This is a genomic window from Rhodococcus phenolicus, from assembly GCF_001646785.1.
In the GTDB taxonomy this organism is placed as follows: Bacteria; Actinomycetota; Actinomycetes; order Mycobacteriales; family Mycobacteriaceae; genus Rhodococcus; species Rhodococcus phenolicus.
The window spans coordinates 113,597-132,042 of sequence record NZ_LRRH01000058.1 but is presented as its reverse complement, the minus strand read 5'-3'; the positions used below and the strand labels follow the sequence as shown (position 1 = coordinate 132,042).

Annotated in this window: 19 protein-coding genes, 5 tRNA genes and 1 pseudogene; 13 read left to right on the top strand and 12 right to left on the bottom strand. The window is 68.4% G+C overall.

All coding sequences use genetic code 11. The annotated features are described in order from the left end of the window. The 5 genes and pseudogenes from A8G15_RS30715 to A8G15_RS16970 all read right to left on the bottom strand — a co-directional run. Positions 1–351: pseudogene (locus tag A8G15_RS30715) on the bottom strand (hypothetical protein); the annotation flags it as partial. A 138-nt stretch (positions 352–489) separates the two neighbouring features. Continuing rightward, entirely contained in the window at positions 490–1,632 is a 1,143-nt protein-coding gene (dusB, locus tag A8G15_RS16985; protein ID WP_068161930.1) for a tRNA dihydrouridine synthase DusB, read from the bottom strand. Positions 1,633–1,769: 137 nt separating this feature from the next. After that, on the bottom strand, positions 1,770–2,723 hold the full coding sequence (locus A8G15_RS16980; RefSeq protein WP_068161927.1) for an acyl-ACP desaturase: 954 nt from the start codon (positions 2,721–2,723) through the stop codon (positions 1,770–1,772). Positions 2,724–2,997: 274 nt separating this feature from the next. Further along, positions 2,998–3,606, bottom strand: coding sequence for a DUF937 domain-containing protein (locus tag A8G15_RS16975; protein WP_068161922.1), 609 nt, complete (start codon positions 3,604–3,606; stop codon positions 2,998–3,000). A 132-nt stretch (positions 3,607–3,738) separates the two neighbouring features. After that, a complete protein-coding gene (locus A8G15_RS16970) occupies positions 3,739–4,194 on the bottom strand; it encodes a hypothetical protein (RefSeq protein ID WP_068161919.1) in 456 nt (151 codons plus the stop codon). Positions 4,195–4,378: 184 nt separating this feature from the next. Between A8G15_RS16970 and A8G15_RS16965 the strand changes: the two genes are divergently transcribed. Further along, positions 4,379–5,008, top strand: coding sequence for a hypothetical protein (locus tag A8G15_RS16965; RefSeq protein WP_068161917.1), 630 nt, complete (start codon positions 4,379–4,381; stop codon positions 5,006–5,008). 25 nt (positions 5,009–5,033) lie between these two features. On the opposite strand, the gene A8G15_RS16960 is transcribed toward A8G15_RS16965, so the two are convergent. Continuing rightward, a tRNA-Lys gene (locus A8G15_RS16960) sits at positions 5,034–5,106 on the bottom strand. A gap of 267 nt (positions 5,107–5,373) precedes the next feature. Between A8G15_RS16960 and A8G15_RS16955 the strand changes: the two genes are divergently transcribed. The 8 genes from A8G15_RS16955 to A8G15_RS16920 all read left to right on the top strand — a co-directional run bounded on the left by A8G15_RS16955 (position 5,374) and on the right by A8G15_RS16920 (position 9,803). Further along, entirely contained in the window at positions 5,374–6,024 is a 651-nt protein-coding gene (locus A8G15_RS16955) for a TetR/AcrR family transcriptional regulator (protein WP_068161915.1), read from the top strand. A 110-nt stretch (positions 6,025–6,134) separates the two neighbouring features. After that, positions 6,135–6,207: transfer RNA gene (locus tag A8G15_RS16950), tRNA-Glu, on the top strand. A gap of 47 nt (positions 6,208–6,254) precedes the next feature. After that, positions 6,255–6,328: transfer RNA gene (locus A8G15_RS16945), tRNA-Asp, on the top strand. A gap of 39 nt (positions 6,329–6,367) precedes the next feature. Further along, positions 6,368–6,444: transfer RNA gene (locus A8G15_RS16940), tRNA-Phe, on the top strand. 71 nt (positions 6,445–6,515) lie between these two features. Then, positions 6,516–6,589 (top strand) — tRNA-Asp (locus A8G15_RS16935). Between the two features lie 169 nt (positions 6,590–6,758). Next, the gene (locus A8G15_RS16930; RefSeq protein WP_068161973.1) at positions 6,759–7,997 is read left to right on the top strand and encodes a glycosyltransferase family 4 protein; all 1,239 of its coding nucleotides are present in this window, start codon (positions 6,759–6,761) and stop codon (positions 7,995–7,997) included. Beyond that, complete coding sequence (locus A8G15_RS16925) at positions 7,997–8,728, top strand: class I SAM-dependent methyltransferase (protein WP_068161910.1); 732 nt, start codon at positions 7,997–7,999, stop codon at positions 8,726–8,728. Before A8G15_RS16930 ends, A8G15_RS16925 begins: the two co-directional genes overlap by 1 nt. Before the next feature lie 25 nt (positions 8,729–8,753). Continuing rightward, positions 8,754–9,803, top strand: a complete 1,050-nt coding sequence (locus tag A8G15_RS16920; RefSeq protein WP_211270185.1) for a glycoside hydrolase family 15 protein — start codon at positions 8,754–8,756, stop codon at positions 9,801–9,803. 48 nt (positions 9,804–9,851) lie between these two features. On the opposite strand, the gene A8G15_RS16915 is transcribed toward A8G15_RS16920, so the two are convergent. After that, positions 9,852–10,514, bottom strand: coding sequence for a class I SAM-dependent methyltransferase (locus A8G15_RS16915; RefSeq protein WP_068161903.1), 663 nt, complete (start codon positions 10,512–10,514; stop codon positions 9,852–9,854). 109 nt (positions 10,515–10,623) lie between these two features. Between A8G15_RS16915 and A8G15_RS16910 the strand changes: the two genes are divergently transcribed. Beyond that, the gene (locus A8G15_RS16910; RefSeq protein WP_068161900.1) at positions 10,624–10,941 is read left to right on the top strand and encodes a DUF6191 domain-containing protein; all 318 of its coding nucleotides are present in this window, start codon (positions 10,624–10,626) and stop codon (positions 10,939–10,941) included. Between the two features lie 402 nt (positions 10,942–11,343). Here the strand turns inward: A8G15_RS16910 and A8G15_RS16905 are convergent, their stop codons facing one another. Genes A8G15_RS16905 through A8G15_RS16890 form a run of 4 tightly spaced genes read right to left on the bottom strand, consistent with a single transcriptional unit; the run spans position 11,344 to position 14,854 of the window. Then, positions 11,344–11,712 carry a carboxymuconolactone decarboxylase family protein gene (locus A8G15_RS16905; protein ID WP_068161898.1) on the bottom strand — a complete coding sequence of 123 codons (369 nt, stop codon included), beginning with the start codon at positions 11,710–11,712 and terminating at the stop codon, positions 11,344–11,346. Next, entirely contained in the window at positions 11,709–12,608 is a 900-nt protein-coding gene (locus tag A8G15_RS16900) for an NAD(P)-dependent oxidoreductase (RefSeq protein WP_082899957.1), read from the bottom strand. Before A8G15_RS16900 ends, A8G15_RS16905 begins: the two co-directional genes overlap by 4 nt. After that, positions 12,605–13,354 (bottom strand): SDR family oxidoreductase, encoded by a 750-nt coding sequence (locus A8G15_RS16895; RefSeq protein ID WP_068161896.1) that lies wholly within the window; start codon positions 13,352–13,354, stop codon positions 12,605–12,607. Before A8G15_RS16895 ends, A8G15_RS16900 begins: the two co-directional genes overlap by 4 nt. 15 nt (positions 13,355–13,369) lie before the next feature. Beyond that, positions 13,370–14,854, bottom strand: coding sequence for an aldehyde dehydrogenase (locus A8G15_RS16890; protein ID WP_068161893.1), 1,485 nt, complete (start codon positions 14,852–14,854; stop codon positions 13,370–13,372). 143 nt (positions 14,855–14,997) lie between these two features. Here A8G15_RS16890 and A8G15_RS16885 point away from each other — a divergent pair, with 143 nt between their 5' ends. Next, complete coding sequence (locus tag A8G15_RS16885) at positions 14,998–15,882, top strand: SDR family NAD(P)-dependent oxidoreductase (protein WP_068161890.1); 885 nt, start codon at positions 14,998–15,000, stop codon at positions 15,880–15,882. On the opposite strand, the gene A8G15_RS16880 is transcribed toward A8G15_RS16885, so the two are convergent. Further along, on the bottom strand, positions 15,874–16,464 hold the full coding sequence (locus A8G15_RS16880; protein ID WP_068161886.1) for a TetR/AcrR family transcriptional regulator: 591 nt from the start codon (positions 16,462–16,464) through the stop codon (positions 15,874–15,876). The two genes, A8G15_RS16885 and A8G15_RS16880, sit on opposite strands and share 9 nt — an antisense overlap. Before the next feature lie 116 nt (positions 16,465–16,580). Here A8G15_RS16880 and A8G15_RS16875 point away from each other — a divergent pair, with 116 nt between their 5' ends. Both A8G15_RS16875 and A8G15_RS16870 read left to right on the top strand, forming a co-directional pair. After that, positions 16,581–17,807: a cytochrome P450 gene (locus A8G15_RS16875; RefSeq protein ID WP_068161882.1), complete on the top strand. Its 1,227-nt coding sequence runs from the start codon at positions 16,581–16,583 to the stop codon at positions 17,805–17,807. A gap of 76 nt (positions 17,808–17,883) precedes the next feature. Continuing rightward, complete coding sequence (locus A8G15_RS16870; protein WP_068161880.1) at positions 17,884–18,444, top strand: TetR/AcrR family transcriptional regulator; 561 nt, start codon at positions 17,884–17,886, stop codon at positions 18,442–18,444. The last annotated feature ends 2 nt before the right edge of the window (positions 18,445–18,446 follow it).

Sequence of the window (18,446 nt, the reverse complement as noted above, 5' to 3'; positions counted from 1 at the left end):
GGGCTCGGGCCGGGCGGTGGACGGTGCCGGCGCATCTGTCGGCGGCCTGTCCGATTCGGCCGGGGGAGCGGCGGCCGCTTCGCGGCGTTCCACGGGAGCGCTGTCGCGTCCGACCTTGTTCATCAGGTCGGCGACGGTGAGCTGCTCGGAGTCGCCGGGCTGCGCGGCCCGGCGGTTGCGGCCCTCGGACCGGCGCGTCGGCATTTCGGGAGCGCTGTGACGTCGATGCGGCTGGTCCGGGTCCTGACGATCCCCCCGGCCGGACTGGGACTCGCGATAGGCGCTGTCCGCGAGCGGACGTTCCCAGGGAGCGCGAGAGTCGGGCAGGCCCGAATCGTGCTCCTCACCCACCGATTCCCTCGCCTCTCTGCGGATGTCCCGCTTCTCGTTGCATCCGCCGTGTCGGCGACCTCGTCATGATACTGACCGAGTGACGTTGCATCGAGGCGTCCGCCGGGATGTTCGGTTCCCGGCCGCTCGGCGACCTGATCAGCCGCCCGAGTGCATCATGTCGGCACCGGCGGGCACAAGCGTGTCCTCGGGATCGTCGAGCCATCCTTCGGGCAGGGCGACGGAGCTGGGCGAACCCTGCCGGCCGCGGGGCCCTTCGGCGTCCTTCGGGAACGGAACGTCGGGATCGAGCCGGCCGAGCAGGTCGTCGAGTTCGGCGAGGCTCGAGACACGCGCGAGCCCGTTGCGCAGATCGGATCCTGCGGGAAACCCGCGCATGTACCAGGCGATGTGCTTGCGGATCTCACGCATGCCCTTGTCCTCGCCGTGGTGGTCGGCGAGCAGCCGGGCATGCCGGCGCATGATCTGCGCGACCTCCCCGAGCGTCGGAGGTGTGGGGATCTCGCGACCGTTCAGGGCCGCGGACAGTTCCGCGAACAGCCACGGACGGCCGAGACAACCGCGGCCGACGACGACGCCGTCGCATCCGGTCTGCTCCATCATCTTCGCCGCGTCGGCCGCGTCGAAGATGTCTCCGTTGCCGAGCACCGGAACACCGGTGACGTGTTCCTTGAGACGCGCGATCTCGTTCCAGTCGGCGCTGCCGGAATACCGCTGCGCCGCGGTGCGGGCGTGCAGGGCCACCGCCGCGGCCCCCTCGGCCGCCGCGATCCGCCCGGCGTCGAGGTGGGTGTGGTGTTCGTCGTCGATCCCGACCCGGAACTTGACGGTGACCGGGACGTCGGTGCCCTCGGTCGCGCGGACCGCGGCCGCGACGATCTGCCCGAACAGGCGACGCTTGTACGGCAGGGCGGAGCCGCCACCCTTGCGGGTCACCTTCGGGACCGGGCAGCCGAAGTTCATGTCGATGTGATCGGCGAGGTTCTCGTCGACGATCATCTTGGCCGCCGCGTACGTGATGTCCGGGTCGACCGTGTAGAGCTGCAGCGATCGCGGCGTCTCGGTGGGACCGAAGGTCGTCATGTGCATCGTCACCGGATGCCGTTCGACGAGAGCGCGTGCGGTCACCATCTCGCACACGTACAGGCCCGACGTGCTCCCGGCACGTTCGAGTTCGAGTTCACGGCACAGGGTGCGGAACGCCACGTTGGTGACGCCGGCCATCGGGGCCAGCACGACGGGACTGTCGAGTTCGAGCGAGCCGATACGAAGGCGGGACATGCAAACCTCGGAAACAAACGATGTCGGAAGCAGGGGCGAAAAACCGCCCGAACTGAGCAACTGTGCCCGGTACCGAAATCGTTCGGTACCGGGCACAGGATATCCGGTGGAGGCCACCGGCACGGAATCGGCTGCGATCAGGCCGTGGCTTCGGCGCGTTCCCGGCGCGCGGCGTCGCGGGCCAGGGAACGGTCGCGCATCTCCTCGAACTTCGCGGCCTGACGTTCCAGATCCTCGAGGAACGTGCCGAGTTCGTCGAGGGTCTGTGCGCCCTCGGGCCCGAAGTCGCGTTCGAAGATGTTCCACTTGCGCAGCACCGGCTGGACCACCTCGTCGAGGTGCTGGCGCAGGTCGTAGATGCCGTGCTTGGCCATGAGCACGCCGTTGCGCCGGAAGTTGGGCATTCCGGCGCCCGGCATCTGGAAGTTCTTCAGGATGTCGACGACCGCGCGGAGCGCCTGATCGGGAGCGACGTCGAGGGCGGCCTCGCAGATGTTGCGGTAGAAGATCATGTGCAGGTTCTCGTCCGCTGCGATGCGCTGGAGCATCTTGTCGGCGATCGGTTCGTTGCAGGCCCTACCGGTGTTGCGGTGCGAGACACGGGTGGCCAGCTCCTGGAACGTCACGTACGCGACGGACCGCAGCAGACCGTTGTTGGTGCCCGGGAAGAATCCGTTGGTCATGTGTTCCATGCGGGCGTTCTCGAGGGCGACCGGGTCGACGGCGCGGGTCACGACCAGGTAGTCGCGCATCACGATGCCGTGCCGGTTCTCCTCCGCGGTCCAGCGACCGACCCAGGTGCCCCACGCACCGTCCGGGGAGAAGTTCTCGGCGATCTCACGGTGGTAGGACGGTAGGTTGTCCTCGGTCAGCAGGTTCGTGATCATCGCCGCCTTGGCGACGTCGTCGAGCCGCGACTGCTCCGGATCCCAGTCCACGCCACCCATGGCCGCGAAGTTCCGGCCCTCGTCCCACGGAACGTAGTCGTGCGGATGCCAGTCACGGGCCATGGACAGGTGTCGGTTGACGTTCGCCTCCGCTACGGGCTCCAGCTCGCGCAGTAGCTCCAGCTGAGTCATGACTCGCGTCATTCCGAATTCCCTCCGTGGTTGGTTGGCGCCCTACAGCCTACGGGACCGTAGGTTTGCTTTCGGACGAACTGTATCGACGATCGGCGGTGCTCGGTCCACCGTTTCCGAGGAGTGTTTCAGATCACAGAATGTCCCGTGGACACGGTACAGGTCGTTGTAGACGGTCCTGATGGGGCCGCATGGAGGGGTGCCGAAAGACGCGGCGACCAGGGATGGAACGACTCGGGCGGCGACATCGTGACGATGTCGCCGCCCCCGGATCGAGACGGTCGGCTCAGCGCTTTCCGCCGCCGAGCAGACCTCCGAGCAGACCGCCCAGGCCGCCACCGGCGTTGCCGCCCAGCACGCTCCCGAGAACGTCGCCGAGCGCGCCGCCGGCACCGCCCGAGCCGCCTGCGGCACTGCCGAGGAGCCCGCCGAGCAGATCGCCGAGGCCACCCTGGCTCGGGGCCGACGCGGTCGTCGTGGTCGCACCCTGACCACCGCCGGTGAGCTGCTTGGCGATGTACGAGAGCACGATCGGCGCGAGGATCGGCAGGAGCTTGGCGACCAGATCGTTCCCGCCACCCCCGTTGACGCCGCCGAGAGTGCTGATGACCTGGTCCTTGTTGGCGCCGAACACGTTGGAGACGATCTTGTTGCCGTCTTCGGTGTCGACGTCGGCGACGTTCACTCCGCCCTCGACGAGGTCGCCGGAATGGTTGTCCAGCGCCGAGAGCAGCGACGCGGCACCGGCCGGATCCTGAGCATTGGCGTCGAGGCCGCCGACGAGGGTGGGCAGCGCGGCGCGCACGGCCGTCTCCGCAGTCTGCTGATCCACGTCGAGCCGCTCGGCGATCTGAGCGACAGGAATCCGGGAGAGGAGGTCGTCGAGAGTTGCCATGTGAAACCTGTCTGGGTAAGGGGCGCTCGAGGATGCGGTTTGCCCGTTCTCGCGAAGCCTAGCCAGTCGGGCTGCCTCCACCGCGCAATTCGCGGCCGGCGTCGATCGTGTGTCGATTTGTCCGGTCTCGGGTCACGCCTCGAACCGTGCCGCCGGTCTGCGCACGGAGATCAGACTGCACAGCAACGCGACCACGGTTCCGCTGACGAGGAGGACGAATCCGTTCTGGTTCGTCAGCACGGTGCTGTGGTTGTCCCGGACGTAGGCGCCGAAGGCCTGATGTATCCGCAGCGCCGACACCGCGACCACCGCGGCACCGAGGATCGCGCCCGCCCACGCGAGCGGGATCGAGTCGAACAGGGCCGCGAGCAGCAACAGGATCGCGGCCGCGGCCAGGGGGATGGCGAGGGACAGGTACAACGGCAGATCGGTACCGGCGAGAGTGTTCAGGTCGTCCCCGTCGAATCCGTCCCGCAGCGCGGCGAGGGGGATCTCGGTTGCCCGGACACCACCGACGACGGGAAGGAAGGTCCCGATCCCCACTGCGATTGCGGACAGGAACAGTCCCAGGTCCACGAAGCTCCGCATGCCACTCCCATCGATCGTCGGATCGTTTTCCGTGAGCGACCACACGGTATCCAAAGTGGGCGGTGTTTCCCGGATGAAAGGACGTGTCGAGGCGTGCGCTGCTGCGCCACCGGGATCCGGAGCGGGGCATCGCCGTGGTCCGTAGGGTGGAAAGCGTACGAAACGGGCGGACGGGAGTCGGGACATGACGGACGGCACACACGACACCGGGGGCGCCCGCACCGGACTGCCGCCGTGGGCGAAGAAGACCGTGTGGGTGCTGCTGGGGTTGCTGGCCCTGGTCGTCCTCTACTTCGTGCTCGCGGCCTTCGTGCCCCGCTGGTGGGCGCAGCGCATCGCGGGCCTCGCCGACGGGGGAATGGCACGGGGAACGCTGTGGGGGCTGGTGTTCGGTTTCCTGTGCACGTTCGTGCCGTTGGCGTTGTTGTCGTGGGTGTGGCGGGTGCGCGGCTGGCGCTACCACCGCGGGCTGCAGATCGCCCTCGCGATCGTCGCGCTCGTCGTCGCCGTGCCGAATCTGATGACGCTGAGCATCGTGCTCGGCGGGGGCAACGCGGCCCACGCGGGCGAACGCATCCTCGACGTGGACGGTCCGGGCTTCCGCGGCGCGTCCCTCGTCGGTGCGGTCCTCGGCGCCCTCGTGTTCGTGATCGTCACCGTCGTGAGCATGCGCCACCGCAAGCGGAGTGCGGATCTGCGCCGGGCACGCGGGGAACTCGAACTCGAGCGGGCCGAGAAGGAGACTGCCGCCGAGTGGGAAGAGCGGGAGCGGAAGAGGAAGTCCGATGCGGTGGACGGGAACGCGGCGGACTGATTCGGATCAGCCCGCCGCGCCGCGGTGCCCCCAGTAGGGCTCGAACCTACGACCTGCGGATTAAAAGTCCGTAGCTCTACCAACTGAGCTATAGGGGCGTGGGCGCACAGTGTAACCACACAGTGCGGCGTCGGGGTATCGGGAGTCCGAAATCGTGTCGGTGGCTCGGATGCTCACCCCCTGCGTCGCACCCGAGCCGGGTAAAATCATACCACTCGGTGTGTTCCGGCGGGCTGGGCAGTATACGAACGTTTGCGCTGCTACGCACGTGTGCGGCACCGGCGGCCGGAGGCCGTCTAGAGTTGTTTTCGAGGGGGCAACGATTTTCCGGGGGGCGGCGGTCAGGTTCGGAGGCTTCACCCCATATGGCACCTCAACAGGAACGCGCGCGGCGCACGCGGGCCGCGATCGTGGAGTCCGCTGCAGCGGAGTTCTCCAAGCGTGGCTACGCTGCGGCATCCATCAATGCGATCCTCGAGCATTCGAACGCCACCAAGGGCGCGATGTACTTCCACTTCGATTCGAAGGAAGATCTCGCCCGCGCTGTGCTCGAGGAGGGGCTCGAGCGATACCGGGCGCTCGTCGACAGGTGGTCGCAGGCTCCCGGGCTCGACCCGTTCGAGCGTCTGCACGGCCTGGTCGGTGATCTCGGTGACGCGTTGCATCGGGACGTCATCATCCGTGCCGAGTTCAAACTCGTGATCGAGCCCGAGTTCGAATCCGAGGCTCGATTGCGGGGTGGCTCGGTGTGGGGGCTCGCCGGGTATCGCCTGGCGGAGGAGGCGGAACGCGAGGGACTGTTCCGGCCCGGCGCCGACATCCGCCGCTTCGTCGAGGTGGTCAGTGCGGCGCTGGCGGGCCAGCGGTACATGACGGATCTGACGGCACCGGATGTCGACGTGCGCGGCCGGTTCGAGATGTGCCTCGAGGTTCCGCTCGAGGCGATGGCGTCGCAGGAGTGGCTCGACCGATGGCGGCGCAACGGCTGGCCGGACACTGGAACAGCGTCGCAATAGTGGACTTGACCTGCCGATTTGTGAATCATGAAAGCGGTGTCCTAAGCTATCCAAGCTCCCAACGGAACACGAACGCCGTTGAGGGTGCGGGTCGGAGCAATCCGGTCTGGGCCCCCTTCGTCTAGCGGCCTAGGACGCCGCCCTTTCAAGGCGGTAGCGCGGGTTCGAATCCCGTAGGGGGTACTCTTCGGTCCGACAGCCGGAGGGTGCACGACAAGTGAACAAGTTCTGGCCCTGTGGCGCAGTTGGTTAGCGCGCCGCCCTGTCACGGCGGAGGTCGCGGGTTCGAGTCCCGTCAGGGTCGCAGAGAAATGCGATCGGCATTCGGTTCGGGTGCCGTCCCGGCCAGGTAGCTCAGTTGGTACGAGCGTCCGCCTGAAAAGCGGAAGGTCGCCGGTTCGATCCCGGCCCTGGCCACCACCACAATTCAATATTCCGGACCCACCGCTCGCGGTGGGTCCTGCTGTGAGGATCCGCGAGGATCCCCTCATGGCCCTGTGGCGCAGTTGGTTAGCGCGCCGCCCTGTCACGGCGGAGGTCGCGGGTTCGAGTCCCGTCAGGGTCGCTCAAGGCGAAGGCCCGGTATCGATGAGATACCGGGCCTTCGCCGTATGCGGTTATCGTTCTCCCGACATGTCCGGCCGTTCCCGGTCTCGTGCTTTCGGACAGGAACATGTTCTAGAGTGGGGCGATCTTGACCGGACGCCGCCGGCGACACGACGAACGAGGTGACCGTGCGAATTGCACTCCTGTCGTACCGGAGTAAGCCGCACTGCGGCGGCCAGGGCGTCTACGTCCGGCACCTGAGCCGGGAACTGGCCGCACTCGGCCACCACGTCGAGGTGTTCTCGGGGCAGCCGTACCCCGACCTCGATCCCGGCGTCACCCTCACGAAGGTCCCGAGCCTCGACCTCTACCGCGACGACGACCCGTTCCGCACGCCGAAACCGGGCGAGTTCCGCGACCTCGTCGACGTGCTCGAGGTGGGGACGATGTGGACCGCCGGCTTCCCCGAGCCGCTCACGTTCAGCTTGCGGGCCGCGAAGCTGCTGCGCGCACGGGCCGACGAATTCGATGTCGTGCACGACAATCAGTGCCTCGGCTACGGCCTGCTCCGCATCGCCGACGCCGGACTCCCGCTCGTCGCGACGATCCACCACCCCATCACCCGCGACCGCGAACTCGATCTGGCGCAGGCGACGACGTGGCGCCGCAAGTTGACCCTGCGTCGCTGGTACGGCTTCCTGCGCATGCAGGCGCGGGTGGCCCGGCGGATCCGCACCCTGCTCACGGTGTCCGCGTCCTCGGCGGACGACATCCGCGCGGCGTTCGACGTCGATCCGGGCGACCTGCACACGATCCCGCTCGGCGTCGACACCGAGCTCTTCGCACCGCCGGGCGGGACCCGGGTGCCGGGGCGCATCGTGTGCGTCGCGAGCGCCGACGCGCCGCTCAAGGGTGTGTCGACGCTGCTGGGTGCTGTCGCCAAGCTCCGGACGGAGCGAACCGTCGAGCTGGTGCTGGTCTCGAAGCTCGCCGAAGGTGGTGTCACCGAACGACTCATCGACGAACTCGGCATCGGCGACATCGTGCGCACGGTCTCGGGCATCGGCGACACCGAGCTCGCGGCCCTGCTCGGTTCCGCCGAGATCGCCGCGGTTCCGTCGCTCTACGAAGGATTCTCGCTGCCGGCCGTGGAGGCGATGGCGTGCGGGACACCCCTCGTCGCCAGCCGCGCGGGGGCGATCCCCGAGGTCGTCGGAGATGCCGGCGTGCTCGTTCCCCCCGGTGACGGTGAGCAGCTCGCGTCGGCGCTCGCCGCACTGTTCGACGACCCGGCCGAACGGGTCCGGCTCGGTGCCGCGGCCCGGCAGCGGGTCCTCGACCGGTACAGCTGGGCGGCGGTGGCCGCACAGACCGCACGCGTCTACGACGACGCCATCGCAGCGCAGACAGGAAAGGCGAAGAACTGATGCTGACAGTCGATTTCGACCGTCTGGGAGTCAAGCCCGGCGACCGTGCCATCGATATCGGCGCGGGCGCCGGACGTCATTCCTTCGAGCTGTACCGGCGCGGCGCGGACGTCACCGCATTCGATCGGAGTGCGGACGACATGAAGGCGGTCGCCGAGATGTTCGCGGCGATGGACCTCGAGGGTGAGGTTCCCGCCGGCGCGCGGGCGCACGCCGAGGTCGGTGACGCTCTCGAACTGCCGTACGACGACGCGACTTTCGATGTCGTGCTCATCTCCGAGGTCCTCGAACACGTCCCGCAGGACGTGCGCGCCATCGAGGAGATCACCCGTGTGCTCAAGCCGGGCGGCGTCGCGGCGGTGACGGTGCCGCGCTGGTTTCCCGAGAAGATCTGCTGGGCGTTGTCCGACGCCTACCACGAGGTCGAGGGCGGTCACATCCGCATCTACAAGGCCGACGAACTCGCCGCCAAGCTCACCGCGGCCGGCCTGAAGATCCGCGGCCGCGATCACGCGCACGCACTGCACGCACCGTACTGGTGGCTCAAGTGCGCGGTCGGCGTCGACAACGACGACAACGTGCTGACGAAGGCGTACCACAAGCTGCTCGTGTGGGACCTGATGCGCAAGCCGTGGCTGACCCGCACCCTCGAATCGGTCCTCGATCCGGTCCTGGGCAAGAGCGTCGTCTTCTACGTCGAGAAGCCGGTAGTTCCCGTTGCGGCGCGCTGATCCCGACGCAACAGATCTTCCGTCGGTGCCTGGGGTGCTCTCCGCACAGGAGTGCCTGCGCACCGGCCGCGCCATCGCCGGCATGCAGCAGTCGTCGGGGGCGATCCCGTGGTTCCCGGGTGGCCACACCGATCCGTGGGACCACATCGAATCCGCGATGGCACTGACCGTGACCGGACTGCGCGAGGAGGCAGAGGCCGCGTTCGAGTGGTCGCGGCGCACGCAACGCGCGGACGGATCGTGGCCCATGCAGTTCCGCGGCGACACGATCGAGAACACCGACTCCGACAGCAATTTCGCCGCCTACATCGCGGTCGGGGTGTGGCATCACCACCTCGTCACCGGCGACCACGCGTTCGTCGGGCACATGTGGCCCACGGTCCGGGCCGCACTCGACCATGTGCTGTCCATGCAGGGGCCTGGTGGTGAGATCTACTGGGCTCGAGGAGAATCCGGTGTTGCAGACGAAGCCCTTCTGACCGGGTGCTCGAGCATCCATCACGGCCTGCGGTGCGCGCTGCGGCTCGCGGAGATCGTGGGCGAACCGCAGCCGGAGTGGGAGTTCGCGCTGTACCGGCTCGGGCACGCACTGCGCCGCCATCCCGAGGTGTTCGCCCCCAAACCGGAGTATTCGATGGACTGGTACTACCCGATACTCGGCGGTGCCGTCAGGGGAACCGTTGCGCACGAACGCATCCGGGAGCGTTGGGACGATTTCGTGGTGGACGGGCTCGGTATCCGGTGTGTCGACCACAAGCCGTGGGTGACGGGCGCCGAAACGTGTGAGCTGGTGCTGGCCCTCGATGCACTCGGAAGTGCTACACGCGCACGCGAGTTGTTCGCGGCGATGCAGCATTTGCGCGACCCGGACGGCTCGTACTGGACGGGTCTGGTGTTCAGCGACGGCAAACGCTGGCCGGTGGAGAAGAGTTCGTGGACGAGCGCGGCGGTCGTTCTCGCCGCCGACGCGTTGTCCCGTACGACCGGTGGCAGCGGCCTGTTCCGTGACGCGGCAGCGCCCCACGACTGGGTGGGCGCCGACCGCTGTGGGGAAGGCTGCGGCGTCCGCGTCTGAGGGGCTGTGCGGCATCGCCGGTGAACGGCCTCGTTCCCAGTGCCGCGACTACGCGCCGGGCAGCTCCCCGACGGTGCCGCCGGTGCGCTCGAGGACGCGCAGGGACCCGGTCACCGAAACCTCGGTGAACTCGCCGCTGTCGAGTGCCCGGCAATAGATCTCGTACGGCGGGCGGCCGCCGTCGGCGGGGTCGGGGAAGACGTCGTGGATGATCAGGGCGCCGCCGACCTGCACCCAGCGTGCCCACCCGTCGTAGTCGGCCTGCGCGGCCGCGCTGCTGTGACCACCGTCGATGAACACGAACGACGCCGGCGTGCGCCAGAACCCGGCGACCTGCACCGAGGCACCGAGCACCGCGACCACGTGCTGTTCGAGATCGGCGTCGGCAAGGGTGTGCCGGAGGCGTCCGGCGGTGTCGAGAAGTCCGGTGTGGGGATCGACGAGCGATTCGTCGTGGTATTCCCAGCCGGGCTGGTGTTCTTCCGACCCGTGGTGGTGGTCCACGGTGACGATCGTCCCCCCGGTCGCCTTCGCTGCCGCACCCAGATAGACCGTCGAACGCCCGCAGTACGTGCCGATCTCGACACCCACGCCGCCGCCGAGATACCGGACCGCCGCGTCGTGCAGCGCCGTGCCCTCGTCTTCCGGCATGAAACCCGGTGTCGCCTCGGCGAGTTCGACCATCTCGCGGGGCAGGGTGGTGCGGGTCATCGGCGCAGTCTCCGTTCGCTGGATTGCTGTTCGGTGGCTCACATTACCGACGGCGGCGGCCCTGCGGAACCACCGCCGGACGCAGCGCGGGGATCGGTACGCTGGTGTGATGGGTGCGTTGTTCGCGATGACGATTCCGGGGCTGGCGTGCCTGCTGGTGGGGCTGGCCGCGATCGAGGTGGTGTGGTCCCGGGTGACCGGGCGGCGCCTGCTGCGACGCGGCGGAGGCGGCCGCAGCAGGCCGGTGGCCGCCACCGGGTTCGAGGAGGTCGGCGCGCTGTTCCAGGGGTCGCGGCGACTCGAGTTCGAGCAGAGGCAGACATCGCTCATGGACCGCGACGACACCGCGGACGGTGATCCGGCGTGGCTGGGCGTCGACATGGACACCGGCACCGCCCGGTTCGCGCCTCGCGGTTCGCGGTCGTGACGGACCGGGCAGTGCCGGGGGCCGGCCGGTCTGTCTATGACGAGGTGACCGAAGGGAACACCCAACTCCCGTCGAGGATCTCGCGCCGCGGGCGATAGAGGCGTACCAGGTAGTTCCAGCCGTCGTCCGCGTCGGCCGGATCCGCCAGAATCCGGACCGCGACGGTTCAACCGGATCACCGTTTGGTGTTCGACCGACGCCGCTTCGCGATTGTGGCGCAGAACATCGACGCCGCCGCAGTCCCGCTGGAGGTCGGTGAACATCCGATCCGTTTCCGCGCAAACGAAATTGCCGACATTCACCCGGATGCGCGTCATACAGCGCGAACCTGGCCGGGCCGTCGATGCCCCGCAGTGCGTTCCGCCCGCCGCTCCGGCGCCGCCGGAACGGTGGGCGGCGAGGTCACGAGCGTGCCGCGGTCCTGCGCTGGTGCAATACCTTGCCGACGGTCGTGTCGAGCTTCGTGCCGAGCGGCCAGCCGACGTAGTGGCACAGGAACAGGGCGATCTCTCGCAGTTGCTCCTCGTCGAGTTCCTCGTTCTGGAGTGCGGCGCCGATCTGGATCTCGGCGATGTCGGTCAGGCCCTGGGCGGTGAGTGCGCCGAGCAGCAGCAGCCGGCGGTCCCGGATGCTCAGTCCGGGCCGGGTCCAGATTTCGCCGAACAGGTGGTCGGCGGTGTAGGCGAAGTGGTCGCCCGGCCCGTCCTGCATCTCCCAGCCGTAGACCTGCGACATCATGTCGAGGCCCCGCTTCCGTCGTTCGTCGGTCACGCGTTCTCCTTCGTCGAACGTTGTTGTGCCAGCTCCCCGGGCCCGACACCGAGCCCGGTGCCGAGATCGGCGAGGGCCAGGTTCCCGAGCGGAAGCTCGACTCCCAGCCGCTCGCCGAGCTCGAGCGCCAACGTCAGGTCCTTCTCGCCGAGCGAGCGTGCGTGGGCGAGGATCGGAAACCACGGATCCTCGGGCGCCAGCGCGGCGGTGGTGTCGCGCAACATGATCGCGCCGGCGCCACCGGTGATCGCGTCGGTGTGCCGTACCACCTTGCCGAGTGCGGTGATGTCGAGTCCGGCGGCCTCGGCGAGGCGCTGGGCTTCCGCGGCCGCATTGAACGAGATGAAGTGCAACAGGTTGCGCGCCAGCTTCATTCGTGTTCCCGCGCCGACCGGCCCGGCGTGGACGACGAGCCCGGCCCACGTGCCGAACGGTTCGCGGACCTTCGCGAACGCTGCCTCCTCCGCGCCGACCATCACGGCCAGAGTGCCTTTGGCGGCACCGGCTGCACCGCCGGAGACGGGGGCGTCGACCAGATCGACGCCGCGCTCGGCGCACACCGCGGCGAGTTCGACGGCGGTGGCGTCGGAGATCGTCGAGTGCACGGCGATGACGGTGCCGGGGCGCGCGGTCGACAGCAGCCCGTCGGGACCGGCGACGACGTCGCGGACCTGCGCGTCGTCGAGCACCGTCACGGAGATGACGTCGCACCGGGCGGCCAGTTCGGCGGCACTGGCGGCGGCGGTCGCGCCGGCAGCGGTGAAGGGTTCGACCGCCTCCGGGCGCATGTCGAGGACGGTCAGGCCCCCGGGCCACTCGAGCAGCCGCTTGGCCATCGGTGCTCCCATGTTCCCGAGCCCGATGTAGCCGACGGACACCTCGTCCGGCGCGGTCACGACCGGATCACCTGGCCGCCGTCGACGTTGAAGATCTGTCCGGTGACCCAGCCGGCCTCGTCGGACAGCAGGAACAGGCACATGCCCACCAGGTCCTCGGGTGTGCCCATCCGCTTGAGCGGGAGCTTGCCGACCATGTCGGCGACCATGTTGCCCGGCGTCACGGTGCGGGTGGCCTCGGTGTCGATGGGTCCGGGGGCGATCGCGTTGATACGAATGTTGTTGCCGCCCAGTTCGACCGCGAGCTGCTGGGTCAGTCCGTTGACGCCGACCTTCGCCAGGCCGTAGAAGCCGGAGTAGAGCCATGCCGCGGTCGACGACTGGTTCACGATCGAGCCGCCCTTCTTCCGCATGTGCGGCCACACGGCGCGGGTGACGTTCAGTGCGCCGTCGAGGTTCACGCTCATGAACTTCTTGTAGTAGTCCCACGGCACGGTGAGCAGCAGGTCCAGCTTCATACCACCGTAGATCGCGGCGTTGTTGACCACGTGGTCGATGCCACCGAACGCCTCGACGGTCTTGGCGGCGAGTTCGGCGGCGGAGTCCGGGTCGGCGACGTCGACGGAGATGAAGACGGCGCTGCCGCCGTCCGCGACGATCTGCTTGGCGACCTGCTCCCCGGCTTCGGCGTTGAGGTCGGCGACCACGACGTTCGCGCCTTCGGCGGCGAGCGCGCGGGCGTAGGCCTCGCCGATGCCCTGCGCGCCGCCGGTGACGATGGCGGTTCGATCGGTGAAACGTCCCATGTTCGTGAACCTTTCCTACGACGCCGCGGGTTCCGCGACGAGTTTGGTCTCCAGGTATTCCTCGAAGCCGGCCACACCCATCTCGCGGCCGATTCCGGACTGCTTGTAACCCCCGAAGGGGGCGTCGGCGGCGTACCAGATGCCACCGTTGACACCGAGGGTGCCGGTGCGGATCCCGGCGACGACGTGGGCGATGCGGTCGGGATCCGTGCCGAACACCGAGCCGGACAGGCCGTAGGGGGAGTCGTTGGCGATGCGCACGGCGTCGTCGTCGCCGTCGTGCGGCAGGATCACCAGGACGGGGCCGAAGATCTCCTCCTGTGCGACCCGGGCCTTGTTGTCCAGTCCTGCGATCAGGGTCGGTTCGACGAAGAATCCCTTGTCGTGTTCGGCGGGCCGGCCGCCGCCGACGACGATCGTGCCGCCTTCCTCGACCGCGAGCTTCAGGTAGCCCTCGACGCGGTCGCGCTGGCGCGCGGAAATCAGTGGTCCGCAGATGGTTCCGGGCTCGTTCGGATCGCCGGGCCGGATACCCCGCAGGGCCTTGGCGGTGAGTTCGACGGCCTCGTCGTAGCGGTCGCGGGGAACGAGGAGCCGGGTGGTGATCGCGCAACCCTGCCCGGCGTGCGTGCACACGGTGAACGCGGCCATGGAGCAGGCGCCCTTCAGGTCGGCGTCGTCGAGCACCACGAAGGCGGACTTGCCGCCGAGCTCGAGGAACACCTTCTTGAGCGAGTCGGACGCCGCGCGCATCACGGACTTGCCGGTCGCGGTCGAGCCGGTGAACGAGACCAGGTCCACGCGCGGATCGGTGGCGAGTTGCTCTCCGACCGAATGATCGCTCGAGGTCACGATGTTCAGCACGCCAGGCGGGATGTCGGTCTCCTCGGCGACGATCCTGCCGACAAGCGCGGCGCACCACGGGGTGTCGGGGGCGGGCTTGAGGACGACGGTGTTGCCGGCGGCGAGCGCGGGTCCGATCTTCGCGAAGTTGATCTGGTGGGGGAAGTTCCACGGGGTGATCGCGCCGACGACCCCGACCGCTTCCTTGAGCAGGTATCGGTGCGTGGGTATGCCCATGGGGGAGGCGTTGCCGAGATCCTGCTTCCATTCGTATTTCTCGGCGAGGTCGGCGAACCAGAGCAGGTCGTCGATGGGGCCTTCGAGGTGCGCGGCGGAGGTGAGAAACCGGGGCGCGCCGACCTCGGCGATGGTGATCTCGCGCAGTTCCTCGATGTGGCCGCGCAACGCGTCGCGCAACTGCCGCAGGCAGCGGGCGCGGAAGGCGTGGTCGCGCGACCAGTCGGTGGTGTCGAACGCGAGGCGGGCGGCGGCGATGGCCGCGTCCATGTCGGCGCCGGTGCCGTCGGCGGCGTAGCCGAGGATTTCCTCGGTGGCGGGGTCGAGGACTTCGAAGGTCCCCTCGGAGCCGGGGACGAGCTTGCCGTCGATCAGCAGGGACGAGCTGTCGGTCGGGCTGTTCATTGGGCGCAGGGCCATGTGGTGGTGCTCCCGTTCTGGCGGTTCGGTGGCAGACGTCGGTAGACGTGGAGCGTGTGACGGTCCTCATAATCTGGACACTTGTCTGGACTATAGTTCGGACAGATACGCGGTGCAATATCGCGCCGGACGGAAGGGGCGACATGGGGGATCGGGCGGCGATCGTGACCGGCGCGAGCCGAGGTATCGGCCGGGCGGTGGCGCTGGAGCTGGCCGCCGGGGGGACGGCGGTGGTGATCAACGGGCGAGCCGAAGACGCGGTGCGCGACACGGTCGCGGCGATCGAATCCGCAGGTGGACGCGCTGTCGGTGTTGCCGGATCCGCTGCGGCGCCGGGAGTGGCCGAGGCGCTGCTGGCCGCGGCACTCGACGAGTTCGGGGATGTCGACGCCCTGGTCAACTGCGCCGGCATCGCGGAGCCGGGCGGGTCGTCGATCCTGTCGGTGACCGACGAGCAGTGGCACGAACTGCTCGACGCGCACCTCACCGGCACATTCCGGACGTGCCGGACTGTGGCTCCGCACCTCGTGGCACGCGGGGGCGGCGCCATCGTCAACACGAGCTCGTTCGCGTTCCTCGGCGACTACGGCGGCACCGGCTACCCGGCGGGCAAGGGCGCGGTCAACAGTCTCACCCTGGCGATCGCGGCGGAACTGCGCGAACACGGGGTCCGGGCCAACGCGGTGTGTCCGGGTGCGCGGACGCGGTTGTCGACCGGCGACGAGTACGAACGGCAGATCGAGCAACTCCACAGCCGGGGTCTGCTCGACGACGTGAGCTATCGGGGCTCACTCGACCCGGCACCCCCGGAGTACGTCGCCCGGCTCTACGCGTACCTCGCCGACGAGCGGTCGGAAGGGATCACCGGCGAGATCCTCGCCGGCTCGGGATGTTTCATCGGGCGCTTCCCACGGCCGCAACCGAGGCTCCTCGCGTGGCGCGACCACCACACGGATCCACCGTGGACGATCGCGGAGATAGCGGAATTCGTCGACGCCCCGGCCGGGCAGCGCCGGGGGTCAGCGTGACGGCGACGCGGTGATCGACGCCGTTGCACCGTCGACCACCTTCTCGAAGATGCGATCGAGATCCATCTCGTCGCCGAGGAACCCGGTTCCCTCGATCATGGCGAATCCGTGCACCGCGGCGAACAGCGCAACCGCGGTGTCGAGCGAATCCTCCTCGGGCACACCACACGAGACGAGCATCGCACGCAGTGCGCTGTTCGCGTCGAGCGCGGAGGCGATGAGTGCGTCGCGGTCGATCGGGGCGGTGGTGAGCGCCTCGTAGCGGCGGTGATTCGCGACCGTCCACGACCGGTAGGCCGCGATGAGGTGCCGCAGTCCGTCGATTCCGCTGCGGCCCATCGCCTCTTCCCGCAGCCGGGTGCCGAGGGCGGTCATCGCCCGGATCTGGATTTCGGAGCGGACGTCGTCGAGGCCGCGCACGTGGTTGTACAGCGACGCGCCGACGACACCCACGCGCGTCGCGAGCGTGCTCATCGTCAACTGTTCCCACCCGTGCTCGTCGACGACGGCGAGCGCGGCGTCGATCACCTTGTCGCGGGTCAGCGTGCGGCGCCGCACGGGGCGTTCGTTGTCACGTGCCATAAAGCGATCTTACGGGTCTTCCATTTCAAACGAATATGAGTAGTTTATAAACGAGAGACATTCGTTTCCGCGAAACCCGGACACCCGAATTCCACGACACCCGAGGTAGCCTCCCCATGACGGCGTCCCAGACCGATCTCAAGAGCCCCGATGTCTACACGAAGGAGATGCCGCACGACGCGTTCGACGACATCCGGCGGCGATGTCCCGTGCATTGGCAACCCGAGGAGGACGGCCCCGGCTTCTGGGCCCTGACCCGGCACGCCGATGTCATGGCGGTCTCCCGCGACAGCACGACCTTCTCGTCGGCGCTCGGCACCACCCAGATCGACGAGTTCGACGAGGAAACCCGGCTCAAGCAGGCCGCCATGCTCATCAATCTCGATGCGCCGGAACACACCCGGTTGCGTCAGCTCGTGAGCCGCGGCTTCACACCCAGGGTCGTCAAGCAACTCGAGGAGCGCATTCGCGACATCTGCGAACGGACCGTCGGCGAACTGATCGAAGCCGGACGCGACGGCGCCGTCGTGGACTTCGTGCCGATCGTCTCGGCGCCACTGCCGCTGGAGGTGATCGCGGCGCTGCTCGGCGCCCCCACCGAGGACGTGGGCAAGCTGTACGACTGGTCCAACCGGATGATCGGCTGGGACGACCCCGAGTACGGCAGCACCCAGGAGGACGGAGAGCTCGCCGCCGCCGAGATCTTCCTGTACGCCAACGAGATCGCCGCCCGGCGCCGGGCGGAACCGCGGGACGACATCGTGTCCAGGCTCGTCTGTCCGGACGAGAACGGGGACACGCTCACCGAGATGGAATTCTGCATGTTCTTCGTGCTGCTCGTCATCGCGGGCAACGAGACGACGCGCAACTCCATCACCGGCGGCATGCAGGCGTTCATGGACCACCCCGACCAGTGGCGGCGACTGCAGTGCGATCCCGAACTCGTCCCGGGCGCGGTCGAGGAGATCCTGCGCTGGGTGAGCCCCGTGATCGGCTTCCGTCGCACCCCCACCTGCCCCGCGGCGATCGGTGAGCAACCGGTGGAACGTGGCGACAAGGTCGTCCTGTACTACCCGGCCGCGAACCGCGACGGCGCCGTCTTCGACGAACCGCACCGCTTCGACATCGGGCGAGAACACAATCCGCACGTCGCGTTCGGCGGCACGGGGGTGCACTTCTGCCTCGGCGCGCATCTGGCCAGGCTCGAGCTGAAGGTCATGTTCGAGACGCTCGCGCGGCGCCTCGACCGCGTCGAGCCGGCGGGACCGGCGCGACGCTTGCGCTCGAATTTCGTCAACGGCGTCAAGTCCCTGCCGGTCCGTATCCACCCGCGTCAGGACTGATTTCGTGCGTACGGTGCGGATCGGGCATTGCCGCATCGCGGCAACCGTAGTAATGTCCAGACACGTGTCCAGAAATGTGAATCTCGAATCCACTCGCCGGCGCCTCACCGAGAAGCAGGCGGACACCGTGGATCGCCTCACCCGCGCTGCGGTCGAGGTGCTCCGGGAGGAAGGATTCGCAGGCCTGACCGTGCGCAGTGTCGCCTCGCGGGCGGGGGTCGCCCCCGCCACGGCGTACACCTACTTCTCGTCCAAGGAACACCTCGTCGCGGAGGTGTTCTGGCGCCGGCTCGCCGCGACACCCGAACCCTCCGACATCGCCGGCAACACCGCCGACCGGGTGTCGGCCGTGTTGCGCAACATCGCGATGCTCATGGACGACGAGCCCGAACTCGCCGGGGCCGTGACCAGCGCGCTGCTCGGCCGCGACCCCGATGTCGAACACCTGCGGGGGCGCATCGGCCTCGACATCCGGGAACGCCTGTCGGTGGCACTCGGCGTGGACGGCGACCCGGACACCCTCGAAGCCCTCGAACTGCTGTACGCGGGAGCACTCGTCCGCGCCGGAATGGGATACGGCAGCTACGCGAAGCTCGCCGACCGGTTGGAAACCTCCGCCAGACTACTTTTGGAGTAGCC